At 37.2% G+C, this 19,270-nt stretch carries 17 protein-coding genes and 2 pseudogenes; 9 read left to right on the forward strand and 10 right to left on the reverse strand.

Annotated elements, in window-relative coordinates:
• Positions 1-165 precede the first annotated feature (165 nt).
• From CLOCL_RS18480 to CLOCL_RS18490, 3 genes are all read right to left on the reverse strand, one after another.
• The gene (locus CLOCL_RS18480; protein WP_014253808.1) at positions 166-1,395 is read right to left on the reverse strand and encodes an IS256 family transposase; all 1,230 of its coding nucleotides are present in this window, start codon (positions 1,393-1,395) and stop codon (positions 166-168) included.
• Between the two features lie 184 nt (positions 1,396-1,579).
• Positions 1,580-1,885, reverse strand: coding sequence for a winged helix-turn-helix domain-containing protein (locus CLOCL_RS18485; RefSeq protein ID WP_014256739.1), 306 nt, complete (start codon positions 1,883-1,885; stop codon positions 1,580-1,582).
• A gap of 1 nt (position 1,886) precedes the next feature.
• Positions 1,887-2,492, reverse strand: a complete 606-nt coding sequence (locus tag CLOCL_RS18490) for a hypothetical protein (RefSeq protein ID WP_014256740.1) — start codon at positions 2,490-2,492, stop codon at positions 1,887-1,889.
• 232 nt (positions 2,493-2,724) lie between these two features.
• Between CLOCL_RS18490 and CLOCL_RS22690 the strand changes: the two genes are divergently transcribed.
• The gene (locus CLOCL_RS22690) at positions 2,725-2,877 is read left to right on the forward strand and encodes a hypothetical protein (protein ID WP_014256741.1); all 153 of its coding nucleotides are present in this window, start codon (positions 2,725-2,727) and stop codon (positions 2,875-2,877) included.
• 155 nt (positions 2,878-3,032) lie between these two features.
• Here the strand turns inward: CLOCL_RS22690 and CLOCL_RS18495 are convergent, their stop codons facing one another.
• The 4 genes from CLOCL_RS18495 to CLOCL_RS18510 form a co-directional block, all read right to left on the reverse strand.
• Positions 3,033-3,917: a MetQ/NlpA family ABC transporter substrate-binding protein gene (locus CLOCL_RS18495; protein ID WP_014256742.1), complete on the reverse strand. Its 885-nt coding sequence runs from the start codon at positions 3,915-3,917 to the stop codon at positions 3,033-3,035.
• A gap of 21 nt (positions 3,918-3,938) precedes the next feature.
• Complete coding sequence (locus CLOCL_RS18500; RefSeq protein ID WP_014256743.1) at positions 3,939-4,649, reverse strand: methionine ABC transporter permease; 711 nt, start codon at positions 4,647-4,649, stop codon at positions 3,939-3,941.
• Between the two features lie 39 nt (positions 4,650-4,688).
• On the reverse strand, positions 4,689-5,477 hold the full coding sequence (locus CLOCL_RS18505) for a methionine ABC transporter ATP-binding protein (protein WP_174269790.1): 789 nt from the start codon (positions 5,475-5,477) through the stop codon (positions 4,689-4,691).
• A gap of 453 nt (positions 5,478-5,930) precedes the next feature.
• Entirely contained in the window at positions 5,931-6,377 is a 447-nt protein-coding gene (locus CLOCL_RS18510) for an RrF2 family transcriptional regulator (RefSeq protein ID WP_014256745.1), read from the reverse strand.
• Positions 6,378-6,629: 252 nt separating this feature from the next.
• On the opposite strand from CLOCL_RS18510, the gene CLOCL_RS18515 reads away from it, so the two are divergent.
• The 8 genes and pseudogenes from CLOCL_RS18515 (at position 6,630) to CLOCL_RS18550 (ending at position 15,488) form a co-directional block, all read left to right on the forward strand.
• Positions 6,630-7,169 carry a GNAT family N-acetyltransferase gene (locus CLOCL_RS18515; RefSeq protein WP_014256746.1) on the forward strand — a complete coding sequence of 180 codons (540 nt, stop codon included), beginning with the start codon at positions 6,630-6,632 and terminating at the stop codon, positions 7,167-7,169.
• Positions 7,114-8,589 carry a nitrogenase component 1 gene (locus tag CLOCL_RS18520; RefSeq protein WP_014256747.1) on the forward strand — a complete coding sequence of 492 codons (1,476 nt, stop codon included), beginning with the start codon at positions 7,114-7,116 and terminating at the stop codon, positions 8,587-8,589. Before CLOCL_RS18515 ends, CLOCL_RS18520 begins: the two co-directional genes overlap by 56 nt.
• Entirely contained in the window at positions 8,586-9,929 is a 1,344-nt protein-coding gene (locus CLOCL_RS18525; protein ID WP_014256748.1) for a nitrogenase component 1, read from the forward strand. The genes CLOCL_RS18520 and CLOCL_RS18525 overlap by 4 nt, the downstream gene beginning before the upstream one ends.
• Before the next feature lie 192 nt (positions 9,930-10,121).
• A complete protein-coding gene (locus CLOCL_RS18530) occupies positions 10,122-11,672 on the forward strand; it encodes an IS1182 family transposase (RefSeq protein ID WP_014256749.1) in 1,551 nt (516 codons plus the stop codon).
• 27 nt (positions 11,673-11,699) lie between these two features.
• Positions 11,700-12,536: pseudogene (locus tag CLOCL_RS18535) on the forward strand (Mu transposase domain-containing protein); the annotation flags it as partial.
• On the forward strand, positions 12,536-13,294 hold the full coding sequence (istB, locus tag CLOCL_RS18540; protein WP_014256750.1) for an IS21-like element ISCth9 family helper ATPase IstB: 759 nt from the start codon (positions 12,536-12,538) through the stop codon (positions 13,292-13,294). The pseudogene CLOCL_RS18535 and the gene istB, both read left to right, overlap by 1 nt.
• A 60-nt stretch (positions 13,295-13,354) precedes the next feature.
• Positions 13,355-14,049, forward strand: a pseudogene (locus tag CLOCL_RS21800) (IS256 family transposase); the annotation flags it as partial.
• Between the two features lie 236 nt (positions 14,050-14,285).
• Positions 14,286-15,488, forward strand: a complete 1,203-nt coding sequence (locus CLOCL_RS18550) for an IS256 family transposase (protein WP_148263837.1) — start codon at positions 14,286-14,288, stop codon at positions 15,486-15,488.
• Between the two features lie 588 nt (positions 15,489-16,076).
• On the opposite strand, the gene CLOCL_RS18555 is transcribed toward CLOCL_RS18550, so the two are convergent.
• The 3 genes from CLOCL_RS18555 to CLOCL_RS18565 form a co-directional block, all read right to left on the reverse strand.
• Positions 16,077-17,468, reverse strand: coding sequence for an IS4 family transposase (locus tag CLOCL_RS18555; RefSeq protein WP_014254049.1), 1,392 nt, complete (start codon positions 17,466-17,468; stop codon positions 16,077-16,079).
• A 126-nt stretch (positions 17,469-17,594) separates the two neighbouring features.
• Complete coding sequence (locus tag CLOCL_RS18560; RefSeq protein ID WP_014256752.1) at positions 17,595-18,542, reverse strand: HlyD family secretion protein; 948 nt, start codon at positions 18,540-18,542, stop codon at positions 17,595-17,597.
• Complete coding sequence (locus CLOCL_RS18565; protein WP_014256753.1) at positions 18,539-19,222, reverse strand: ABC transporter ATP-binding protein; 684 nt, start codon at positions 19,220-19,222, stop codon at positions 18,539-18,541. Before CLOCL_RS18565 ends, CLOCL_RS18560 begins: the two co-directional genes overlap by 4 nt.
• Positions 19,223-19,270 lie beyond the last annotated feature (48 nt).

Genomic DNA, 19,270 nt, shown 5'->3' on the forward strand with positions numbered 1-19,270 from the left:
ACATTCCGCCATGCTCTCTTTATTGTGCCGAGGGATGAGGGGAAGAAGCAAGTTACATTTACCTCATCCTCCGCAATTTTCCAGTGTAGCATGGCGGACACTGCCTAAGGCCATTTAAGTGTAGTAAAAATAGCCTCGGGATTCAGCTAAAAAAGCAAGCTAACTTTATTTGTGCAATAATGCCTCTGGGGCCAAACTATATGTCCCAATTGCAGGCTTTACCAACTTATTCATTGATTCTTTACTAAAGTACCTTCGACCAATTTGCCATTCCTCGTGCTGCTCTATTAATATTGATCCAACCAATCTTATTACTGATTCACGATTTGGAAATATACTTACCACGTCAGTTCTTCGCCGTATTTCCCTGTTTAGTCTTTCTAATGGATTCGTGGAATGTAGCTGTGCCCAATGTTCTCGCGGAAACTCCATATACTGCAACACATTCTCACATCCATTTTCCAAGACTTCCATTGCTTTCGGAAATCTTCCCTTTAACTGTTCTACAACTGTATATAATTGATTCTTAGCTGTTTTCTGGTCCGGTGCTGCAAATACTGTTCTTACTATTGCTGATACCATACCTTGCTGTTTCCGTGGCACCTGACTTAATACATTCCTCATAAAATGCACTCGACACCTTTGCCACGAACAACCTCCTAAAACTTCTGAAATCGCCTTTTTTAACCCTTCGTGAGAATCACTAATAACAAGTTGGACTCCATGTAATCCACGATTTACAAGTCGGCGTAAAAACTCTGTCCAGAATGGCCCGCTTTCTGTAAGTCCAACATCAAAACCCAAAATCTCACGTTCACCATTTTCATTAACACCTACTGCTACAACCAATGCCATGTTTTCTACATGTCCACCTTCCCGTACTTTTGGAAATGTTGCATCCAACCACAAATATGGATATTTAATTGTTAATTTACGGTTTACAAATTGAGTAACATATTCATCAAGTTCTTGGCTTATGCGTGATACTTTACTTTTATCAATACCTTCCATACCAAGTGCCTGAACTAATTCATCCACTTTTCGGGTGCTTATACCATGGACATATGCTTCCTGAACAACATTAACAAGTGCTTTTTCCCACATACGCCTAGGCTCTAGAAAACTTGGGAAATAGGTTCCCTCACGAAGTTTAGGTATTTTTAAATCAATGGTACCAAGACGGGTATTATATGGTCTGATTCTGACACCATTCCTTTGATTATTTCTTTCTTCTGTACGTTCATACTTATCTGCACCAATTTTTGCAGTCACTTCAGCTTCCATCAACTTATTTAGTATTAAAGCCATCAGATCTCTCATGAAATCTCCATCTTTTACATGTCCATAATACTTGAAAATTTCTTCGATTAGTGGCATTATATCTTTTGTAGCCATGATATGACCTCCTCTACTTTTGTTTGGCTAACATAGTAGAAAACCATATCGTGGCTTTATTTTCAAGGGACAATATTTTCCAGTAATTTTAAGTCATCAATTTTACACTACTACTTAAGACTATAACTCGAACTGTCTCCTGTTAACATGGCAATGTAAATATTCTAATTAATATGAACCTTATTTACTTTTCAGTTTTATCGCCATATTGCTTTAATATATTTTCCAGGGTATTTACATAGTTAATAAACTCATCTTTGCCTTTTGCCGTTAAATTGTATCTGGTTCGAGGCTTTTTGTTGAAGAAATCTTTGTATACTTCTATATATCCGTTTTCCTCCATTTTCGAAAGATGAATGCTTAAATTCCCGTCAGTTGCACCGGTTATTTCCTTTAATTCAGTAAACGTTTTTTCTCCTGTCATTAAGCTAGCTATAATAGCTATTCTAAGTTTTGATTGGAATATGTCAGGAATTGAATTAATATTCAAATTAATTCCTCCTCATTTTGCGGCTCTTCAAGAAGAAACCCACATATAAAAATGTAAAAGGCAAAGATACTGAATACAGAAGATGATGCAAAGTCGACCCAGTAAACATTGAAAAATTAAAAAATGTATATATAACGCTTATACCTATATATATTATTCCAAGATTTCTAAGATGTTTATATCCGGTAAAAAGAGCAGTTGTAATCAGAGTAACAGCCAAACTGAAAAAAACCGTTGAAAATATATCAATATCCACTATAAAACTTGTCATTTCTGCAAATCCTGATTCAGAAGTGGCTATAATTTTAGGCGGTAAAACATTCATAATCAATATTAATACCCATACTTTCATCAGATGCTTTTCAACCCTTCTTGATACACCCCAATAAATAAGAGCAGCAATCAATGCATATATGGGAAAAATATAGTTAAGTAATGGAAAAATACTTATTACACCACAATTTGCATTTCTGTTTGAAAACTCAATTAGCATTAATATGCTGTGAACAGCAAAGAGCATTCCCCAATAAATGAATATTTTACTGAATGCGGTAAAGGACTTGCTTGTATGTTCTATCACCCCTTTTATTATAGATATGTCTTCCATTGCCTCTTGCAATGTTTTCTAATCCATAAAATACACCTCTCACATTATATTATAAAGTAAAATATAACTATAAAGTACTTTATATTTTAAAGCGCAATCGAATATTAATTTTTTGTCAATTTTTTGTATTTCTATAGTAACTGATTCTTCTATTCTTTCTTAAGTTAGTTAAAACAAATGAAAAAACATGATAATATAAATAGGAATTAAGCAAAAGAAAAGAGATTATCCCATGGATAAGTTTATGAAACAATTAGCTTCAAACTTAGACTTTATCAGTTATGAAATAAATGGTGGCAAATGCTATATAACAGTAGCTTCCAACCTCAAAGAAGTAACATGTCCATTTTGCGGTCCACCATCAACCATAGGGATTTTAAATTGATGCAGTTCTTCGATACTTTATGAATTATATGAATTCAATTCAGGTATGTTGATTTTTAATTTTTACCGAAGCTTAACGAACAAATACATTGTAATAAAATATATACTTTCCGGGAAATCCAATAATATATTTTGTGACTTCCCGGAAATAAACGGCTAATTGTCCAGTTTTGCAGGAATAACTGCACCGTTATAAGTATCCGTTATGTACTTTCTGACATCTTCCGACTGCAGAGCTTTCACCAAAGCGACAATGGCAGGATTGTTCAAGTCTTCTTCCCGAACGGCAATGATATTGGCATAAGGACTATCGCTTCCTTCGCTGAAGAGCCTTGCGGAAGTAATCTTTGCTTCTAAGGCCTTATTGGTGTTGGTGATAAAGAAATCATAGTCGTCTTTTGTAGGAATGATCTGTGCCGAGTCAAGTTCAATAATCTTTATAGGGCGCAGATATTCCGCAATATCTGATACCGAAGCACTAAGAGAGTTTGCAGTTTCGGGATTAAGCTTGATAAACCCGTTTTCCTCAAGAATGCGCAAGGCTCGGTATTCATTGGTACCATCATTAGGAATTGCTACAACTGCATTATCCGGTATGTCTTCTTTAGAACTGTATTTGTCGGAATATGCAGTAATGGGTTCTACATGGATATCTCCCGCATTCACAAGGTTATATCCGTTTATTTTGTTCCACTCCTGTAAATAAGGTTCATGCTGAAAAAAGTTAAAATCAATTTCTCCTTTTGCAAGTTTTTCGTTGGTAGTGTTATCGGCAGCTGTTGCAACCAACTCTACAATAATACCTTGTTCTTTCAGCTTGGGAGCCACATATTCAATGAGCTCGGAGTGGGGAACCAAATCGGCGATACCCTTAATGGTTACCGATTCCCCAGAGGGAGATGGATTTATATTGCTGTTAGAAGTCGGAGTATCTGAAGAAACATTTGAAGTTTTCAAATCCCCTTCTCTGCCGCATCCTGTAAGAAAGCTCAATGATAATATAAATGTAAGGATAATAAGGATCACGTTTTGTTTTTTCATTTTCAATCTCCTCCATTTTAATTAAATTAAATTTCTCTTTTTCAGGATTTGCTTGGATGTAAAGTTTCCAATCCACTGAACCAGTTGGACAAGGGCAATCAGAACATAGACGGATGCAAACAAAACATCATGCTGAAAACGCTGGTAACCAAATCTTACTGCTATATCTCCGATGCCTCCGGCTCCAAACATACCCGCAAGTGCGGTCATGGAAATTACGGCAATGACAGCCACTGTAAACCCACGGATTAAGGAAGGTAAAGTTTCAGGAATTAATATGCGAAAAATTATTTGAAAATTAGTGCTGCCTATAGACTTTGCAGCCTCAATTTTTCCTTTTGAAATCTCAAGCAAACTGCTTTCGACAATTCTTGCATACATGGGGATACAACTGGCAGCAATGGATATGATACAAGCATTGGTGCCGTAAGATTTCCCGAAAAAAAGCCGTGCCACCGGAATCATCAGAATGATCATGACCATTTGGGGTAGGGAACGCAGTGCGTTAATCAGCCAGCCCGACCCGGTATATAAAATTCTCATGGGTACCAAACCGTCCGGATTGGTTACCGTCAACAGAATGCCGAGCAGAAGGCCGAACACCAGCATTATGATAGAAGACACTAGCGTCATATATAGTGTTTCTCCAATAGCAGGCACCAGCCGTACCCATATCTCCGGTGCAAAAGAACCTTTTATCACCTCCCAGATTGGAGTATCCAGTAAACTCATACCATCACTCCTTTACAATGATTTATAATTTTGAAATTATTAAATACCGCAACCGTTATCAAACTCCGTAACCCGCTGAAATTCAGTAAATACCTTAGTAAACAGAGCTCCCGTACGGCTAAGCGGGTTATTAAAAATTTCCCGAACGGATCCCACTTCAATGATTTTACCGTCTTCAAGAACGGCCATCCGATCACAGGTATATCGAATGGCATCCAGTTCATGGGTAATCATTAAAATGGTAATACCGGTAGCTCGATTAATTTCTTTAAGTAAATCCAGAATTTGTAAAGTGGTCTGAGGGTCAAGAGCAGAGGTTGCCTCATCGCTTAGCAAGAGATTCGGACGGTTAACTAACGCCCGGGCAATTCCTACACGTTGCTTCTGACCTCCGGATAATCCTCCCGGGTAAGCATTCAGCTTATCGGATAAACCAACAAGCTCGGCTGTTTCAAAGACTCTGCGGCGAATTTCCGCTTTCGGGATTTTGCTTATTTCCAGCGGGTAGGATATGTTATGATAAACGGTTTTGGCTTCGAACAGATTAAAGGTTTGAAAAATCATGCCAATCTTTTTTCTCTCTTGCAGCAATTGCTTTTTTGAAAGGCTGAGTATTTCAACACCTCCCACTTTGATACTGCCTGAATCCGGCGTTTCAAGTCTGTTGATGCATCGGGCAAGTGTGGATTTTCCTGCCCCGCTGAATCCTATAATCCCAAATATCTCACCCTTCCGCACCGTTAAATTAACTCCCTTGAGTACTTGAAGCGGGCCGTTACGTGTGCGGAAGGTTTTATGTAGGCCTGAAATCTGAATATAATCATCCATAACACCCATTTCGCACAGCATCACTTCTGACTTCTGTGCCTCTCCTTTCTGCTGAAATTATAAAAACATCATATCAAGTTATTAAATGATGTTTTTGATGAAACTGCTAAATTCTCTGTCTACCCCAAATAACAGAAAAGCAGCCGGGATAACTCCAATCCCGACTGCAGAAAAGCGCAGAAGGATAGATTTATCCACCAGTAGGAAATATGGGCATACAAATAACCCCCATACTCATACTACAGTTCATATCATTATTTAGCTTAAGGCAAATTGTATTTTTCATATTGTGCATCCTTTCTTTCAAAATACCCCAGACCAAAAACATATTATTCATATATAAATGATATGTTATTAATCATATATAAATTATATGAATTAAGGGTAAAAAAGTCAATAAAAAATTTGGCCAATTCACAAATTTTTGTTGAATTAGCCAAAAAATTGTTCTTATCAAATGTAGAACATCAAAGTATTATAGTTCTTATAATTTTCTGCTTCTATAACCAAGTCTGCAATCGTAATTGTACTGAGAGTTTGTCTGACGTTTTTATCCAAAACATTAAAAACCGACAACCGGAGGGCTTGTTCGATATCAGGGGCTTTATCTGAAACTGTTTCCTGTGCTTGCTCAAATAATGATACTTCGACGGACATTAATACATCCAGTACGGTTATTTGGCTTGGTGTTCTTGCTAACTGATAGCCGCCCTGAGTACCTTTAGTAGAATTAACAATTTTTGCTTTTTTCAATAAGGAAAATACCTGCTCCAGATAAATTTTAGATATTCCCAGTTTTTCAGAAATGCTAATCACCGTAATATATTCTCCGCTGTTATATTGCTGTGCCATACTGATAACTGCTGCCAGGGCATATCGTCCTTTTGCCGATATTCTCATCCTTATCACTCATTTCATATATAAATAGTATGTAATTATGATAAAGAGAAAAATTTGTATTGTCAATAGACCATCATTTATATCCCGATCCTTTCGTAAAAACAGGATCTGATGCTTACCTAATAATCCATTTCAATTAATACATAGTATTCATATAAGTTTATTAAAAAACACTTGACATTGAATATAGATAAGTGTAATATTTTTTAACATAGCAAACATATATGATTTATATGAAAAGAGATGGTTGTTATGGACTTACATATTAGAGAAGCGAATATATCTGACAGTGCGTTGGTGCTTTCGTTCATTAAAGAACTTGCAGAATTTGAGGGAATGGAAAAAGAGGTTACAACGACTGAAGCAGAGCTTCGGGAATCCCTTTTTCAAAAAAGACAGGCAAATGTTTTAATAGCCGAAGTTGACGGTAATCCTGCAGCCTTTGCACTGTTTTATCCCGTATATTCGACCTTCTCCGGACGACAAAACCTCTTTTTAGAAGACCTGTTTGTGAAAGAAGAATACCGAGGTAAAGGTATTGGTAAAGCACTTATGAAACAGCTTGCAAAGAAAGCTTTACAAATGGGTGCGAAACGTCTTGATTGGTATGTACTTGAGAACAATAAAAGCGGCTCAAAGTTTTATAATAAGCTGGGTGCAGTTCCCCTTTTAGACCGGCGTACATATCGAATGAATGCAAAAAGTTTGGAATCTTTAGCAAACGGAGTGATGACAAATGTCAAAAATAAATTTATCCCTTCCGGAAGTACAGATAAGGGAAATTCGAATTAACTCAATAACAGGTTATCAAGGAGATGCTAAGGAACTGGTAGAAGCCCGCGAATTCGGCTTGAAGGATAAAGAACGTTCCTTCAGTCAATGTCTGGGCTGTGCTACCTCAAAAGCGGCTTGTATGACTGTGTTAATTCAGGATGGAGCTGTCATCAGCCATGGACCGGTGGGCTGTGCTTCCTGTTTGCATGAATTCGCCTTTACCTATCGAGTGAATTATCCTTTGCGCGGTATTGAACGCCCCACACCACGCCGTATCTTTTCCACCAATCTAAAAGAAAAGGATACTGTTTACGGAGGAAATATAAAGCTTGCCGATACCATTCGTGAGGTATATGAACGAACTAAGGCCAACGCTATTTTTGTATTGACCACATGTGCTGCCGGAATTATCGGCGATGATGTGGAGAGCGTTTGCAACGAAGCCGAGGAAGAGTTGGGAATACCGGTAGTAGCCATCTTTTGCGAAGGTTTTCGTTCCAAAGTATGGACTACAGGTTTTGACGCAGCTTATCACGGCATTGCACGTAAATTGATTCAAAAACCCCGGAAGCGTCGGAATGACATGATTAATGTAATCAATTTCTGGGGCAGCGATGTGTTTTCCGAATGGTTTGCTCCCTTTGGAGCAAAACCCAATTACATAACCCCTTTTTCTACAGTAAACGGATTAAAATATGCCAGTGAGGCTGTTGCCACTGTCCAGGCTTGTTCCACGCTGGGCAGCTACCTGGGAGCAGTGCTGGAACAGGATTTTGGTGTTCCTGAAATTCCTGCCGCACCGCCCTATGGTATTGCACAGACGGATAGATGGTTCCGGGCGTTGGGAAAGGTCCTTGGCAAAGAAGAAATTGCTGAAAAAATTATTGCAGAAAAAAGGAAAGAGTATTTGCCCAAAATCGAAGCCCTTCGGGAAAAACTGGCCGGAAAAACAGCTTATGTAACAGCGGGTGCAGCCCATGGTCATGCATTGCTGGATGTATTGGGAGAACTTGGCATGAAAGCGGTCGGTGCAGCGATTTTCCATCACGACCCCATCTATGACAGCGGTCGTCAGGAAAACGACCAACTGGCACAGCGTGTAGCTGATTATGGAAATGTTTTTAACTACAATGTTTGCAACAAGCAGGAATTTGAACTGGTCAATGCCTTAAACCGTATCCGTCCCGATGTATTGCTGGCCCGGCATGGCGGCATGACACTCTGGGGAGCAAAACTGGGTATTCCATCACTGCTGATTGGCGATGAACATTACTCCATGGGTTATGAAGGTCTGGTCAATTATGGCGAGCGAATTTTAGAAGTTATAGAAAACGATGAATTTGTGAAGAATCTCGAAAAACATGCCATTAATCCTTACACCAAATGGTGGCTTGAGCAACCGCCGTATTATTTCCTGGAAGGAGGTGCCGGTAAATGAGTAGATCAGGAATGATTGAACAAGAACGTTTTACCTGTGCAATCGGTGCTCTACAAACAGTGGTAGCCATTCCGCGGGCCGTGCCGATTCTTCATTCCGGTCCCGGCTGCGGCGAGATGATTGCCGGATTTTTTGAACGGTCAACGGGATACGCCGGTGGATCCACTTCTCCCTGCACAAATTTTAGCGAAAAAGAAGTTGTGTTTGGCGGAATCAACAGGCTAAGGGATATTATAGAAAACACCTACAAAGTATTGGATACGGATTTACAGGTGGTATTGACCGGCTGCACCGCCGGTATTGTCGGAGACGATGTTAAAAGTCTGGTTTCTGAATTCGCCCAGAAGGGAAAGCCTATTGTATCCGTGGAAACCGAAGGATTTAAAGCCACCAATTTTGAAGCTCACAGCCTTGTGGTTAATGCCATTATCGATCAGTATGTAAGCCTGTTTGAAGAGAAAAATAAGCCAAAGTCGCAGAAAAACACGGTGAACCTTATAGCTTCCATCCCGTATCAGGATCCGTTCTGGAAGGGTAATCTGGCGGAATACAAGCGTCTGCTTGCCGGTATTGGTCTTAAAGCCAATGTTTTATTCGGACCGCAGTCGGGTGGGGTAAAAGAGTGGCAGTCAATGCCGACAGCACTTTTCAATATTTTGGTTTCACCATGGTACGGCAAACCCATTGCTGACCACCTCAAATCCAAATACGGGCAGGAATATATATGGTTTCATCACATTCCTATTGGAGCCAATCAAACGGAGGCGTTCCTTAATCAGGTTGTGGATTTTGCCATTGAGCAAGGAGCCGATATTGACAAGGCAGCAGCCCAGGAGTTTATCCGGCATGAGTCCTATGCTTACTATGAAGAAATTGATAACCTTGCTACCTTCCTTTTGGAGTTTCGTTACGGTCTTCCCAACCATGTTCATATTCTACATGACGCTGGATATGTCGTTGCACTGTCTAAGTTTTTACTGCACGAGGTGGGAATTGTACCAAAGGAACAATTTGTTACAGATGCTACACCGGAAGAATTTCATGAAGCCATTCGGGCCGATTTGAAAAGCACCAGCAATAAACGGGAAATTCCGCTTTATTTTGAACCCGATGCGGGAAAGGCACAGGAAATTCTCCGAAAAATCCGTCATAACGGCAGGGGACTTATAATAGGTTCGGGATGGGATAAGGAACTTGCAAAGGAAAAGGGCTATGATTTTCTTTCAGCTGCTGTACCTTCTCCTTACCGGTTAATCATGACAACTAATTACGCAGGATTTACAGGAGGACTTCGGGTTATAGAGGACATCTATCAGATGGTTCTTTCAACCTATGCATAAGGAGAGCGGCCGTATGGGTTATCGAATTGGTCAACACTAGGAGTTAGAACAGGGGACGGTTCGAAACCACTGAAAAACACCAAATAAAAAATGTAAAACATTCAATATATTTCAACAAATATATAGTAAAAAACCTCCTTCAATGGTATAATGGAATCACGCAAAACCAACACCACAAAGGAGGTTTTTTAAATGCTAAAAGATAAAAATAATCAATTAAGCATCTATTCAATATTATACAATAAAATTCCAGAAAATCATATACTTAAATTAATAAATAATGCAATTGATTTTAGTTTTATTAATAAACTACTCGAAAAGTCCTATTGTAAATATTATGGCAGACCTGCAAAAGAACCTGAACTTATGTTAAGGCTTTTAATTCTTCAATATTTGTACAACTTATCCGATGAACGTGTAATCGAGGAAGCTTCATTAAATCTGGCTTACTTATGGTTTCTTGGAATTAATCCTGAAGAAGAACTTCCCCATCCGAGTTTACTGGCAAAATTCAGAGTTCACAGGCTACAGGAAGTTACAATGGATGAAATAATAACGGAAGTAGTAAAACAGTGTGTAGAAAAAAATATAATTAAGTCTGGTGGAATTAGTATTGATTGTACACACACTCATGCCAATACTGTAAAAAAAGTACCCGAGAGGATATTAAAACATATTGCCAAAAAGATATTTAAAAATTTAGAAAAAGAGGCAGGAGAGATACCGGAAGAAATCAATACAAATATTCCAAACTATAAGGAAATAGCAGATCATAGAGAAGCAAAAACGACAATGAAGGCTTATGTGGAAGAAGTCATTGCGCAGGTTGAAGAAAAAATTGAAGGGGAAAAACATACGAAAACATACAAAGTTATAGAAAAAGCCCGTGAGATATTAGAAGACCCAAAATTTATAGAACAAAAGAGTATAAGGTCATTAGTAGACCAGGATGCAAGAGTAGGATATAAATCGAAAACAGAAAGTTTTTTTGGATATAAAACAGAGTATGCAATGACGACAAAAGAAAGGATAATAACGGCAGTAAGGGTATATAACGGTGCATACGTTGACGGTACAGGATTTGAAGAATTAATTGATTTGACAAAGGATAGCGGAATAGAAATAAAAGAGGTATATGGGGATAAAGCATATTTCAGGAAGCCAATTTTAGATGTAATAAAAGAAAACGGTGCTGAAGCGTACATACCGATTAGTGAAATGGTATACAAAATAGATGAGAGTAAATATGCGTATAATAAGGATTCGGACCAATGGTTTTGTGATTATGGGAATTATACCGTAGAGAAGCAGAGAAAGATAAGAAAAAGAGACGGTCGAGAATCATGGAAATATAAGTTTGATGTAGAAGGATGTCAAAAATGTCCAAAGAAAGATCAATGCTTCAAAATAGGGAAATCAAATACTCTAGAAATAAGTGTAAATATACCTGAATATTATGAATACAGCCAAAGAGCAAAAACGAAGGAATTTATAGAAAAATATAAAGAACGAGCAAGTCAAGAGTGGAAAAATGGAGAGATGAAGAGATTTCATGGATTAAGCCGTGCCCGAGGGTACGGCTTAAGAAGCATGTCAATGCAATCAAAATTAACAGCATTGGCAGTAAATTTAAAGAGGATAGCCCAACTGGTATCCTCTTTAAGTAAAAATAATCATTATTTTTTGCTTTTGAAAATTAGAATTAAATGTTTTCGGCTGTATAAAACTGTAAAAGTGGCTTAAAAAACCCTACTTTTTCAGTGGTTTCTCATCTCCTTACGTACCCATTACCTTTATGAATCTACTTTTTGCCGACCAGCAAAAGGGAGTGATAAAGGTGGCGTAGAAAATGCAGGTAGAGAGGCTGTCCGAAGGTTTTTCGTTCCCTACCCTGAGGTTGATTCCTTTGAGGAATTGAATGAATATCTGCATAAAGAATGTGTTAAACTTTTGGAAAATAATCCGAAATGGGAAGCTGAACAGGCTGCATTGAGGCCATTGCCATCGGTAAGGTTTGATGGTGCAAGGTATAAAGAGGCAAAGGTAAATCGCTATTCTATGGTGCAGTTTGAAACAAACCGATACTCTGTTCCCACGGTATATGTGGGAGAGAAAGTCACTGTTAGAGCAACAGCAAATGAAGTAAAAATACTATACAAAGGAGCAATAATAGCGAGCCATCCCAGGATATATGGCCGGAATCAGGAGCATATAACACTGGATCACTATCTGGAACTACTACTGCAAAAATCCCGTGCATTAGACAACACAAAAGTATACAAGCCCCAAACTATGGCACCTATTTATGAACAATATCGCCGGATCTTAAATGCCAGAAGTCCAAAAGGTAACCGAGAATTTGTAAGAATACTTATGCTGCACAGGGATTATCCGCCTGCGTTAGTGACAGAAGCCGTTGAAACTGCTATGGCATACAATGTATATGGTTATGACGGTGTATTGAACATATTGGGGCAGCTATTAGTTTCAAATAGGCCTAAGATGAATCCTGTCAGTAAAGACAAGCTTAATAATATCCCCGAGGTAGTTGTAATTCCCCCTGATCTTAGCAAATATAAAATTCTCATGTCAGGAGGTGGACAATAATGCCGGTTAACAAAATGTTAATCGAAGCTTATTTGAAAAAGCTGAAAATGCCTCAGGCTGCAAAAACCTATGAATCCTTAGCAAGAGAAGCAGCGGACAATAATCTGGATTATGAAGAATACCTGTTGTGCGTACTAGAGCAGGAAGTACACCAACGGGAAAATAATCGTATCCAGAGAGGAATACGACAAGCAAGCTTTCCAGTAATCAAAACCCTTGAGAGCTTTGACTTTCTTGCTATACCATCCCTGAACAAACCAAAGGTACTTAAACTTATGAAGGGAGAATATATCCGAAGAAAAGAAAATGTCCTGTTGATAGGCAACTCTGGAGTTGGTAAAACCCATATTGCAATTGCTCTTGGTTATAAGGCGTGCCGACAGGGCATGAAAGTAAAGTTCTACACTGCAGCCGGTTTAATTAATGAACTGCTTGCAGCTCAGCAGGAATATCGTCTCAATAAACTTGAAAAACAATGGCTGGCACCGCATTTAGTGATTTTAGATGAATTAGGCTATGTACCTTTCAGTAAAGTCGGGGCAGAATTGCTCTTTCAGTTTTGTTCTTCCCGATATGAGAGAGGCAGCCTGATTATAACAACAAACTTAGAATTTCCAAAATGGACGGAGGTGTTAGGCGATGAACAAATGACAGCTGCCTTGCTTGACCGTTTGACCCATAATGCACACATACTGAACATTAATGGGGAAAGCTACAGGTTTAAGCAGGCTCTTTCGAAACAGCCTGATGTTATTTAATTTTTTATGAATTGGTGGCCTAATTTTACTCCGGTAACTGACCTAAATTTTTATTGACATTTACAGGATGAAGGAAGAATAACAAACCGGGCAGCTTACGTTGTTCTAGGAGTTACTATTGATGGATATAAAGATATCTTAGGGATATGGATTGGTGATAATGAATCGTCAAAATTTTGGCTAGGTGTGTTAAATGACCTAAAAAACAGAGGAGTAGAAGATGTTTTAATCTTTTGTGTAGATGGACTTACCGGACTTAAGGAAGCAATAAATGCAGCATATCCAAAATCAGAAGTACAGAGATGTATAATACACCAGTTGAGGAATTCCTTTAAATATGTATCCTATAAAATCTAAAAGCGTTTAGCAATGATTTTAAAGAAGTATATCATGCAATTAATGAAGAAGTAGCATTGGAAAAACTGTATGAACTAAAAGAAAAATGGGGAAAAGAGTATCCTTATGCAATACGAAGTTGGGAAAATAACTGGGAAGTAATAAGTCCGTTTTTCAAATTTCCGGAAGAGATACGGAAAATAATATATACAACGAACATAATAGAAGGGCTGCATAGACAGTTTCGTAAGGTCACAAAAACGAAAACGATATTTCCAACCGATAGTTCACTGGAAAAGATGCTATATTTAGCATCAATGAATGTAGTGAAGAAATGGACACAGAGGTATAAGAACTGGGATAGGGTGTTAAGCCAATTGATGATACAATATCCAGGTAGACTGGAAGAGTATATTTAAAAGCATTCATCCCCACCGCCCTAAAGGGCTCGTCCTCATCGCCGGACGGGCTAGACCTCACAAAATTAAAAATATAGGTTTAAAAGACTAATACTGACCATTATAAATAATTATTGCCAGATTTAAACAAATTTATGTATAAAGAGACTGTGAAAAAAACTCTGTAAAATAAGCTTTCTATGATAAAATATAAAATCATAGGAGGCTTTTTTATAGCAAAAAGAAGACGAGAGCCCATGAGTGAGGGCAAAAAGAATATTATTGCAGGTTTAATTCAGGAGTATGATATTAAAACAGCAGAAGACATCCAGGATGCTTTAAAGGACCTACTAGGCAGTACTATACAAGCTATATTAGAAGCAGAAATGGATGAACATTTAGGGTATGAACCGTATGAACGATCAGAAAATTCAAATTCTCGTAACGGGAAGAAGAGTAAAACTATTCGCAGTAAATATGGTGAGATGGAAATTGATGTTCCACAAGACCGTGAGAGCTCATTCGAGCCTAAAATAGTTCGTAAGCGACAAAAAGATATTTCAGGAATTGAGGACAAAATCATAGCCATGTATGCAAAAGGACTTACAACAAGGGAGATATCTGAGCAAATTGAGGATATCTATGGATTTGAAGTCAGTGAAGGCATGGTTTCAAATATCACTAACAAGTTACTTCCTGAAATTGAGGAATGGCAAAGACGGCCTTTATCCAGCATTTATCCTATTGTTTTCATAGACGCTGTACACTTTTCTGTCAGGGATAACGGAATTATACGCAAGCTTGCAGCGTACACAATACTAGGGATTAATGAAGAAGGGAAAAAAGAGGTTTTAACAATCCAGATAGGAGAAAATGAGAGCAGCAAATATTGGCTAAACGTTTTAAATGAACTTAAAAATCGAGGAGTAAAAGATATCCTTGTGCTATGTGCTGATGGATTAACAGGAATTAAGGAATCAATAGCTGTGGCGTATCCTCAGACAGAGTACCAGCGTTGTATAGTACACCAGGTTAGGAACACGCTAAAATATGTAGCGGATAAGGACAAAAAGGCATTTGCAGCAGACTTAAAGAGTATTTACCAAGCACCATCCGAAGAAGCAGGATACGCGCAAATGAAGGAAGTAACAGAGAAGTGGCAAGAGCATTATCCCAATGCAATGAAGAGTTGGACAGCAAATTGGGATGTAATCAGCCCAATATTTAAGTTTTCGGCAGATGTGAGAAAGGTTATATATACTACCAACGCAATTGAGAGTCTAAATAGCACATACCGACGTCTAAACAGCAAAAGAAGTGTATTTCCAAGCGACACTGCACTATTAAAAGCTTTATATTTAGCAACATTTGAAGTTACCAAAAAGTGGACATTACCTATAAGGAATTGGGGTAAGGTCTATGGTGAGTTATCTATCATGTATGAGGGTAGGTTGCCGTAGCAAAAAGAAAATGGCCAGTCAAGAGTAAATAAACGCCCTTTTTCAAGGGCGCTCTTGACATTCCATTTTCTTTTCACTATATTATAACCAAGGGCTTGTAAGCCATAATCTGACTTACAAGCCCCATTGAAAATTATCATAGAAAGTCAATTTACAGAAAAAGTTTCACACATCCTGTATAAAATATAATAAATCTGGCAATAATATGTAATGTAAAGATAATGAAAAACTATATTCTGTAAACTTTGTCAACCAGAAATTATTTGCCAAAGAAGGATTACATAAATTCTAATACACAGAATTATTTATAATCCCAAGCTACTTGACATTCACAAAAGTTTTTGATAGCCCCCAAAGACAAATTTTTATCTATATTCAGCTTTTATTTTTACTTATTTTCAAATCCACATTAAAATTAGGCATCAAAAAACCATCATTATTATCTATATTCGCTTCAATCATAACTGTAGTCTCTCCATTTTCACTACTAGCAATATTTGAAATATATGTAACTTTACCTTTATATTCTTTTGTTTTGTCCGCCTGAGGAATTATTGTGACTTCTGAATTAAGTTTAATATCATTTAATCAACTTTCGCAGGAAACAACTGATAGCTTTGCCTTGATATGAACAGGCAAACAAGTGACAAAGTAGTTGAGAAACTCGTTGACTGTTTCCTTTGTCAAAAGCAGTTTTTCCTGTAAAGTAGTTTTTAAAGCCTCTATTATAAGCTGCAGTGCCTCATGGAATTTAATGTCCTCAAGTTCATCGCAGCAATAGTAGAACAAAGTACCAATAGTGCGTAAATCAGTATTATTGCGGTTCTCAACCGCTAACATAATGTACCTTGAAAAAACAATAGTTGTATGGGCAACCATCATATCATAAGAACGACCTTGAAATTCCTTAGCCAGCTTAAGGTATGACTTACACATCTTGAAGAATACCTCTATGTCCCAGCGTTTTCCGTATATCCTGATTATCTCTGTTTCGGGAAGACTAGTATCTGTAGATATGAGAGCTAGCCATTTACTCTTGTTTCTTCGGTCACGGACAAAGACAATTTTTGCTGGAATGTGGTTTCCTTCTTTATCGTGTAATTCTACCATAACTGAAGCAAGGTATTTTGATCTTCCTCTACGTTTCCTGACAGTTCGGTATATCTCTCTCAATGATTTTTTTTCACCATTGAAGTTATAGTAAATCTTGGGAGTATCCTTTACCATAGCTATCACATTAAGATTCATCTTACAAATTTTGATAATAGTAGCCGGAAAGGAGAACCAACTGTCAAATAAAACATATTTTGCTTTAATACCGGTAGCAACTGCTTGTTCCAGCATAGACAGAGCAGATTCCGGTGAAGTGGCTAAGGCATTCTGTCGGCGTTTAAAACCAACGGTTCTTTTATCTATAGTATTTTTCGCTGGATTAATGCAAACCCTTGGATTTGTTGAACTTAAAAGGTTGAAGGCCACAGGAATAAATGAATTACCGTCTGTCCAACCAAGTGTAAGCATACGAAAGCCTTTTTTATTCTTATTGCCGTCAGCATGATCTTTGACCCAACTTAAAAGCTCAACTGACTTGCTTCTTGTCCTACTGTAGAAGGAATCGTCAATTACAAAGGCATCAACCCGTTCATCTGACGTTAATCTATCGATATGATGATTTATGACCTTTGCAGAAAGCAAATATAAAAATCTTTGCCAGTTGATATGTATGGAATTTAAGAATCTGTAGACCACATCCCTTGCAAATGGTATATCAAAGCTTTCTGCTTTATAGTTCATAAACAGATTTTTGCCTGTAAAAACAAGTTCAAACAGTACTTTGAATACCGTAAGACAAGGAATACCTTTATCTTTATATGCGTTTGACTTTTTTAACAGATAGCCTACAGAAAACATTTTGAAAAAGTTATCAACTGTCAAAGAAAATCTATTTTCTTCCTTAACCTTCTGTGATACAATAGACATGTTCAAGAACCTCCAAATTGTCGATTTAATAGGGTTTGGATACTTCTATTATATCACATAGAAGGGGGTTCTTGTATTTTTTTATTGCCCAAATCTATTGATTTTTCAATGTTCAGTGCACATTATTCACGTGCGAAAGTTGATATCATTTATGAATTCCTCAGGTACATTTGCTTCAACTACAATGGAGTTAATATTCACAAGGCTGAATAATCTTTTTGAATTTTGTACAGATTCTCCTTTTACACAATTTAAACCATAAACTATGGCATTATCCACATCCGACACTATAGTATTTTGTATTATATAGCTTTTATTAACTTTGTCATTCATCAATTTTATTGAATTTTCAATGTACTTTAATTTATCTTCATAAATACTCTTATCTCTACAATTCTCAATTAATTCAGATTTTTGCTTAATAGAAAGTTTTAAATTATCTACTTCTTTTTGTAGATCGTTTTTACATTTCTTCAAAGCTGCTTCCAAATTAATTACTTGTTTTTTATAATTATCTACTTTTTTCTTATATGAATCCAACTCATCCTGAGATATTGCGCCTTTTTTTAGTAACTCCTCATTGATTTTTAGCTCCTTTAATGAAGCTTCATAATCTGAATTTGCATTATCCAAATCATTTGATAACTTTACTAAATCCGAATGATTTCCATTACTTAGATAATCCTGTAATTCCTGTAAATCTTTTTGAAGCTTTATCAATTCCTGTTGGTTATTCTCTAATTCTAGCTGACTGTTTTCCAATTCCCGTTTTAACGAATATAATTCTATCTCTTTAGACTTTATCTGGTTTTTGTAATCTTCATAATTTATTGTAATAATTGCATCACCTTTTTTTACTTTTTGCCCTTCTTTAACATGAATATCTTCAATCAAAACAGGAAAGTCGATAAATAAATCCTTAACATCATTAGCTTTTACAACCCCAAAAACATCCACAGTTTCTTCAAATTCTCCGGTATCATTTATAGTGAGACCAGTATCAATTTCATTTTTGCTGCATCCCCCAGTTAATAACATTATTGTTATTACTCCTAGTATAAATATTCTTTTCATAGTAAATCAACTCTCCCATCTTTAACATTTATTATTCTATTCCCATATTCAGCTGCTTCCCTTGAATGGGTCACTTGAATTATTGTCTTACCCTTTTCCCTGTTTATCCTTCTCAAGAGTTCCATGATTTCAGTACCTGATTTACTATCGAGATTACCAATAGGTTCATCAGCAAGAATAATGTCAGGTTCGTTTATCAATGCTCTTGCAATTGCAACCCTTTGCTGTTGTCCACCAGACAATTCTCTAGGAGTATGATGCCGCCTATTTGAAAGACCGACTATACTTAAAAGCTCTTCTAACCTGTCTTTATAGTGTTTTATTTTCTTCCCATCTAATAAAATTGGAAGCATAATATTTTCTTCCACATTTAAATTGGGAATAAGGTTGTAAAATTGAAAAACAAACCCTATTTCTCTTCTTCTCATCAGACTTTCAATTCTGTCTGTCATATTAGAGAGTTCTCTTCCATTGACTTTTATACTTCCTGAAGACGACTTGTCAAGTCCACCTATTAAATATAAAAGTGTACTCTTACCCGAACCGGAAGGTCCCATAATTGAAACAAATTCCCCCTTTTCAACTGACAGATTAATACCTTTTAATACTTCAACTTCTATAGAACCAAGTTTATATGTTTTATAAAGGTTATGTATTTCAACTGCCAAACTCAAACTCAATTTCGCCTCCATCCCAAATTTTATATTTTTCTCATAGTTATCAGCACA

The sequence above is a fragment of the Acetivibrio clariflavus DSM 19732 genome, assembly GCF_000237085.1.
Taxonomy (GTDB): Bacteria; Bacillota; Clostridia; order Acetivibrionales; family Acetivibrionaceae; genus Acetivibrio; species Acetivibrio clariflavus.

Excerpts from the sequence above, each read along its gene's own strand:
- CLOCL_RS18495 (WP_014256742.1), bottom strand. The coding sequence starts at position 3,917 with ATGAAAAAACAAAACGTGATCCTTATTATCCTTACATTTATATTATCA.
- istB (WP_014256750.1), top strand. The coding sequence starts at position 12,536 with ATGCCGGTTAACAAAATGTTAATCGAAGCTTATTTGAAAAAGCTGAAA.
- CLOCL_RS18560 (WP_014256752.1), bottom strand. The coding sequence starts at position 18,542 with ATGAAAAGAATATTTATACTAGGAGTAATAACAATAATGTTATTAACT.
- CLOCL_RS18530 (WP_014256749.1), top strand. The coding sequence starts at position 10,122 with ATGCTAAAAGATAAAAATAATCAATTAAGCATCTATTCAATATTATAC.
- CLOCL_RS18525 (WP_014256748.1), top strand. The coding sequence starts at position 8,586 with ATGAGTAGATCAGGAATGATTGAACAAGAACGTTTTACCTGTGCAATC.
- CLOCL_RS18515 (WP_014256746.1), top strand. The coding sequence starts at position 6,630 with ATGGACTTACATATTAGAGAAGCGAATATATCTGACAGTGCGTTGGTG.
- CLOCL_RS18480 (WP_014253808.1), bottom strand. The coding sequence starts at position 1,395 with ATGGCTACAAAAGATATAATGCCACTAATCGAAGAAATTTTCAAGTAT.
- CLOCL_RS18500 (WP_014256743.1), bottom strand. The coding sequence starts at position 4,649 with ATGAGTTTACTGGATACTCCAATCTGGGAGGTGATAAAAGGTTCTTTT.
- CLOCL_RS18505 (WP_174269790.1), bottom strand. The coding sequence starts at position 5,477 with ATGGATGATTATATTCAGATTTCAGGCCTACATAAAACCTTCCGCACA.
- CLOCL_RS18550 (WP_148263837.1), top strand. The coding sequence starts at position 14,286 with ATGAGTGAGGGCAAAAAGAATATTATTGCAGGTTTAATTCAGGAGTAT.
- CLOCL_RS18555 (WP_014254049.1), bottom strand. The coding sequence starts at position 17,468 with ATGTCTATTGTATCACAGAAGGTTAAGGAAGAAAATAGATTTTCTTTG.
- CLOCL_RS18520 (WP_014256747.1), top strand. The coding sequence starts at position 7,114 with ATGTCAAAAATAAATTTATCCCTTCCGGAAGTACAGATAAGGGAAATT.
- CLOCL_RS18490 (WP_014256740.1), bottom strand. The coding sequence starts at position 2,492 with ATGGAAGACATATCTATAATAAAAGGGGTGATAGAACATACAAGCAAG.
- CLOCL_RS22690 (WP_014256741.1), top strand. The coding sequence starts at position 2,725 with ATGGATAAGTTTATGAAACAATTAGCTTCAAACTTAGACTTTATCAGT.
- CLOCL_RS18510 (WP_014256745.1), bottom strand. The coding sequence starts at position 6,377 with ATGAGAATATCGGCAAAAGGACGATATGCCCTGGCAGCAGTTATCAGT.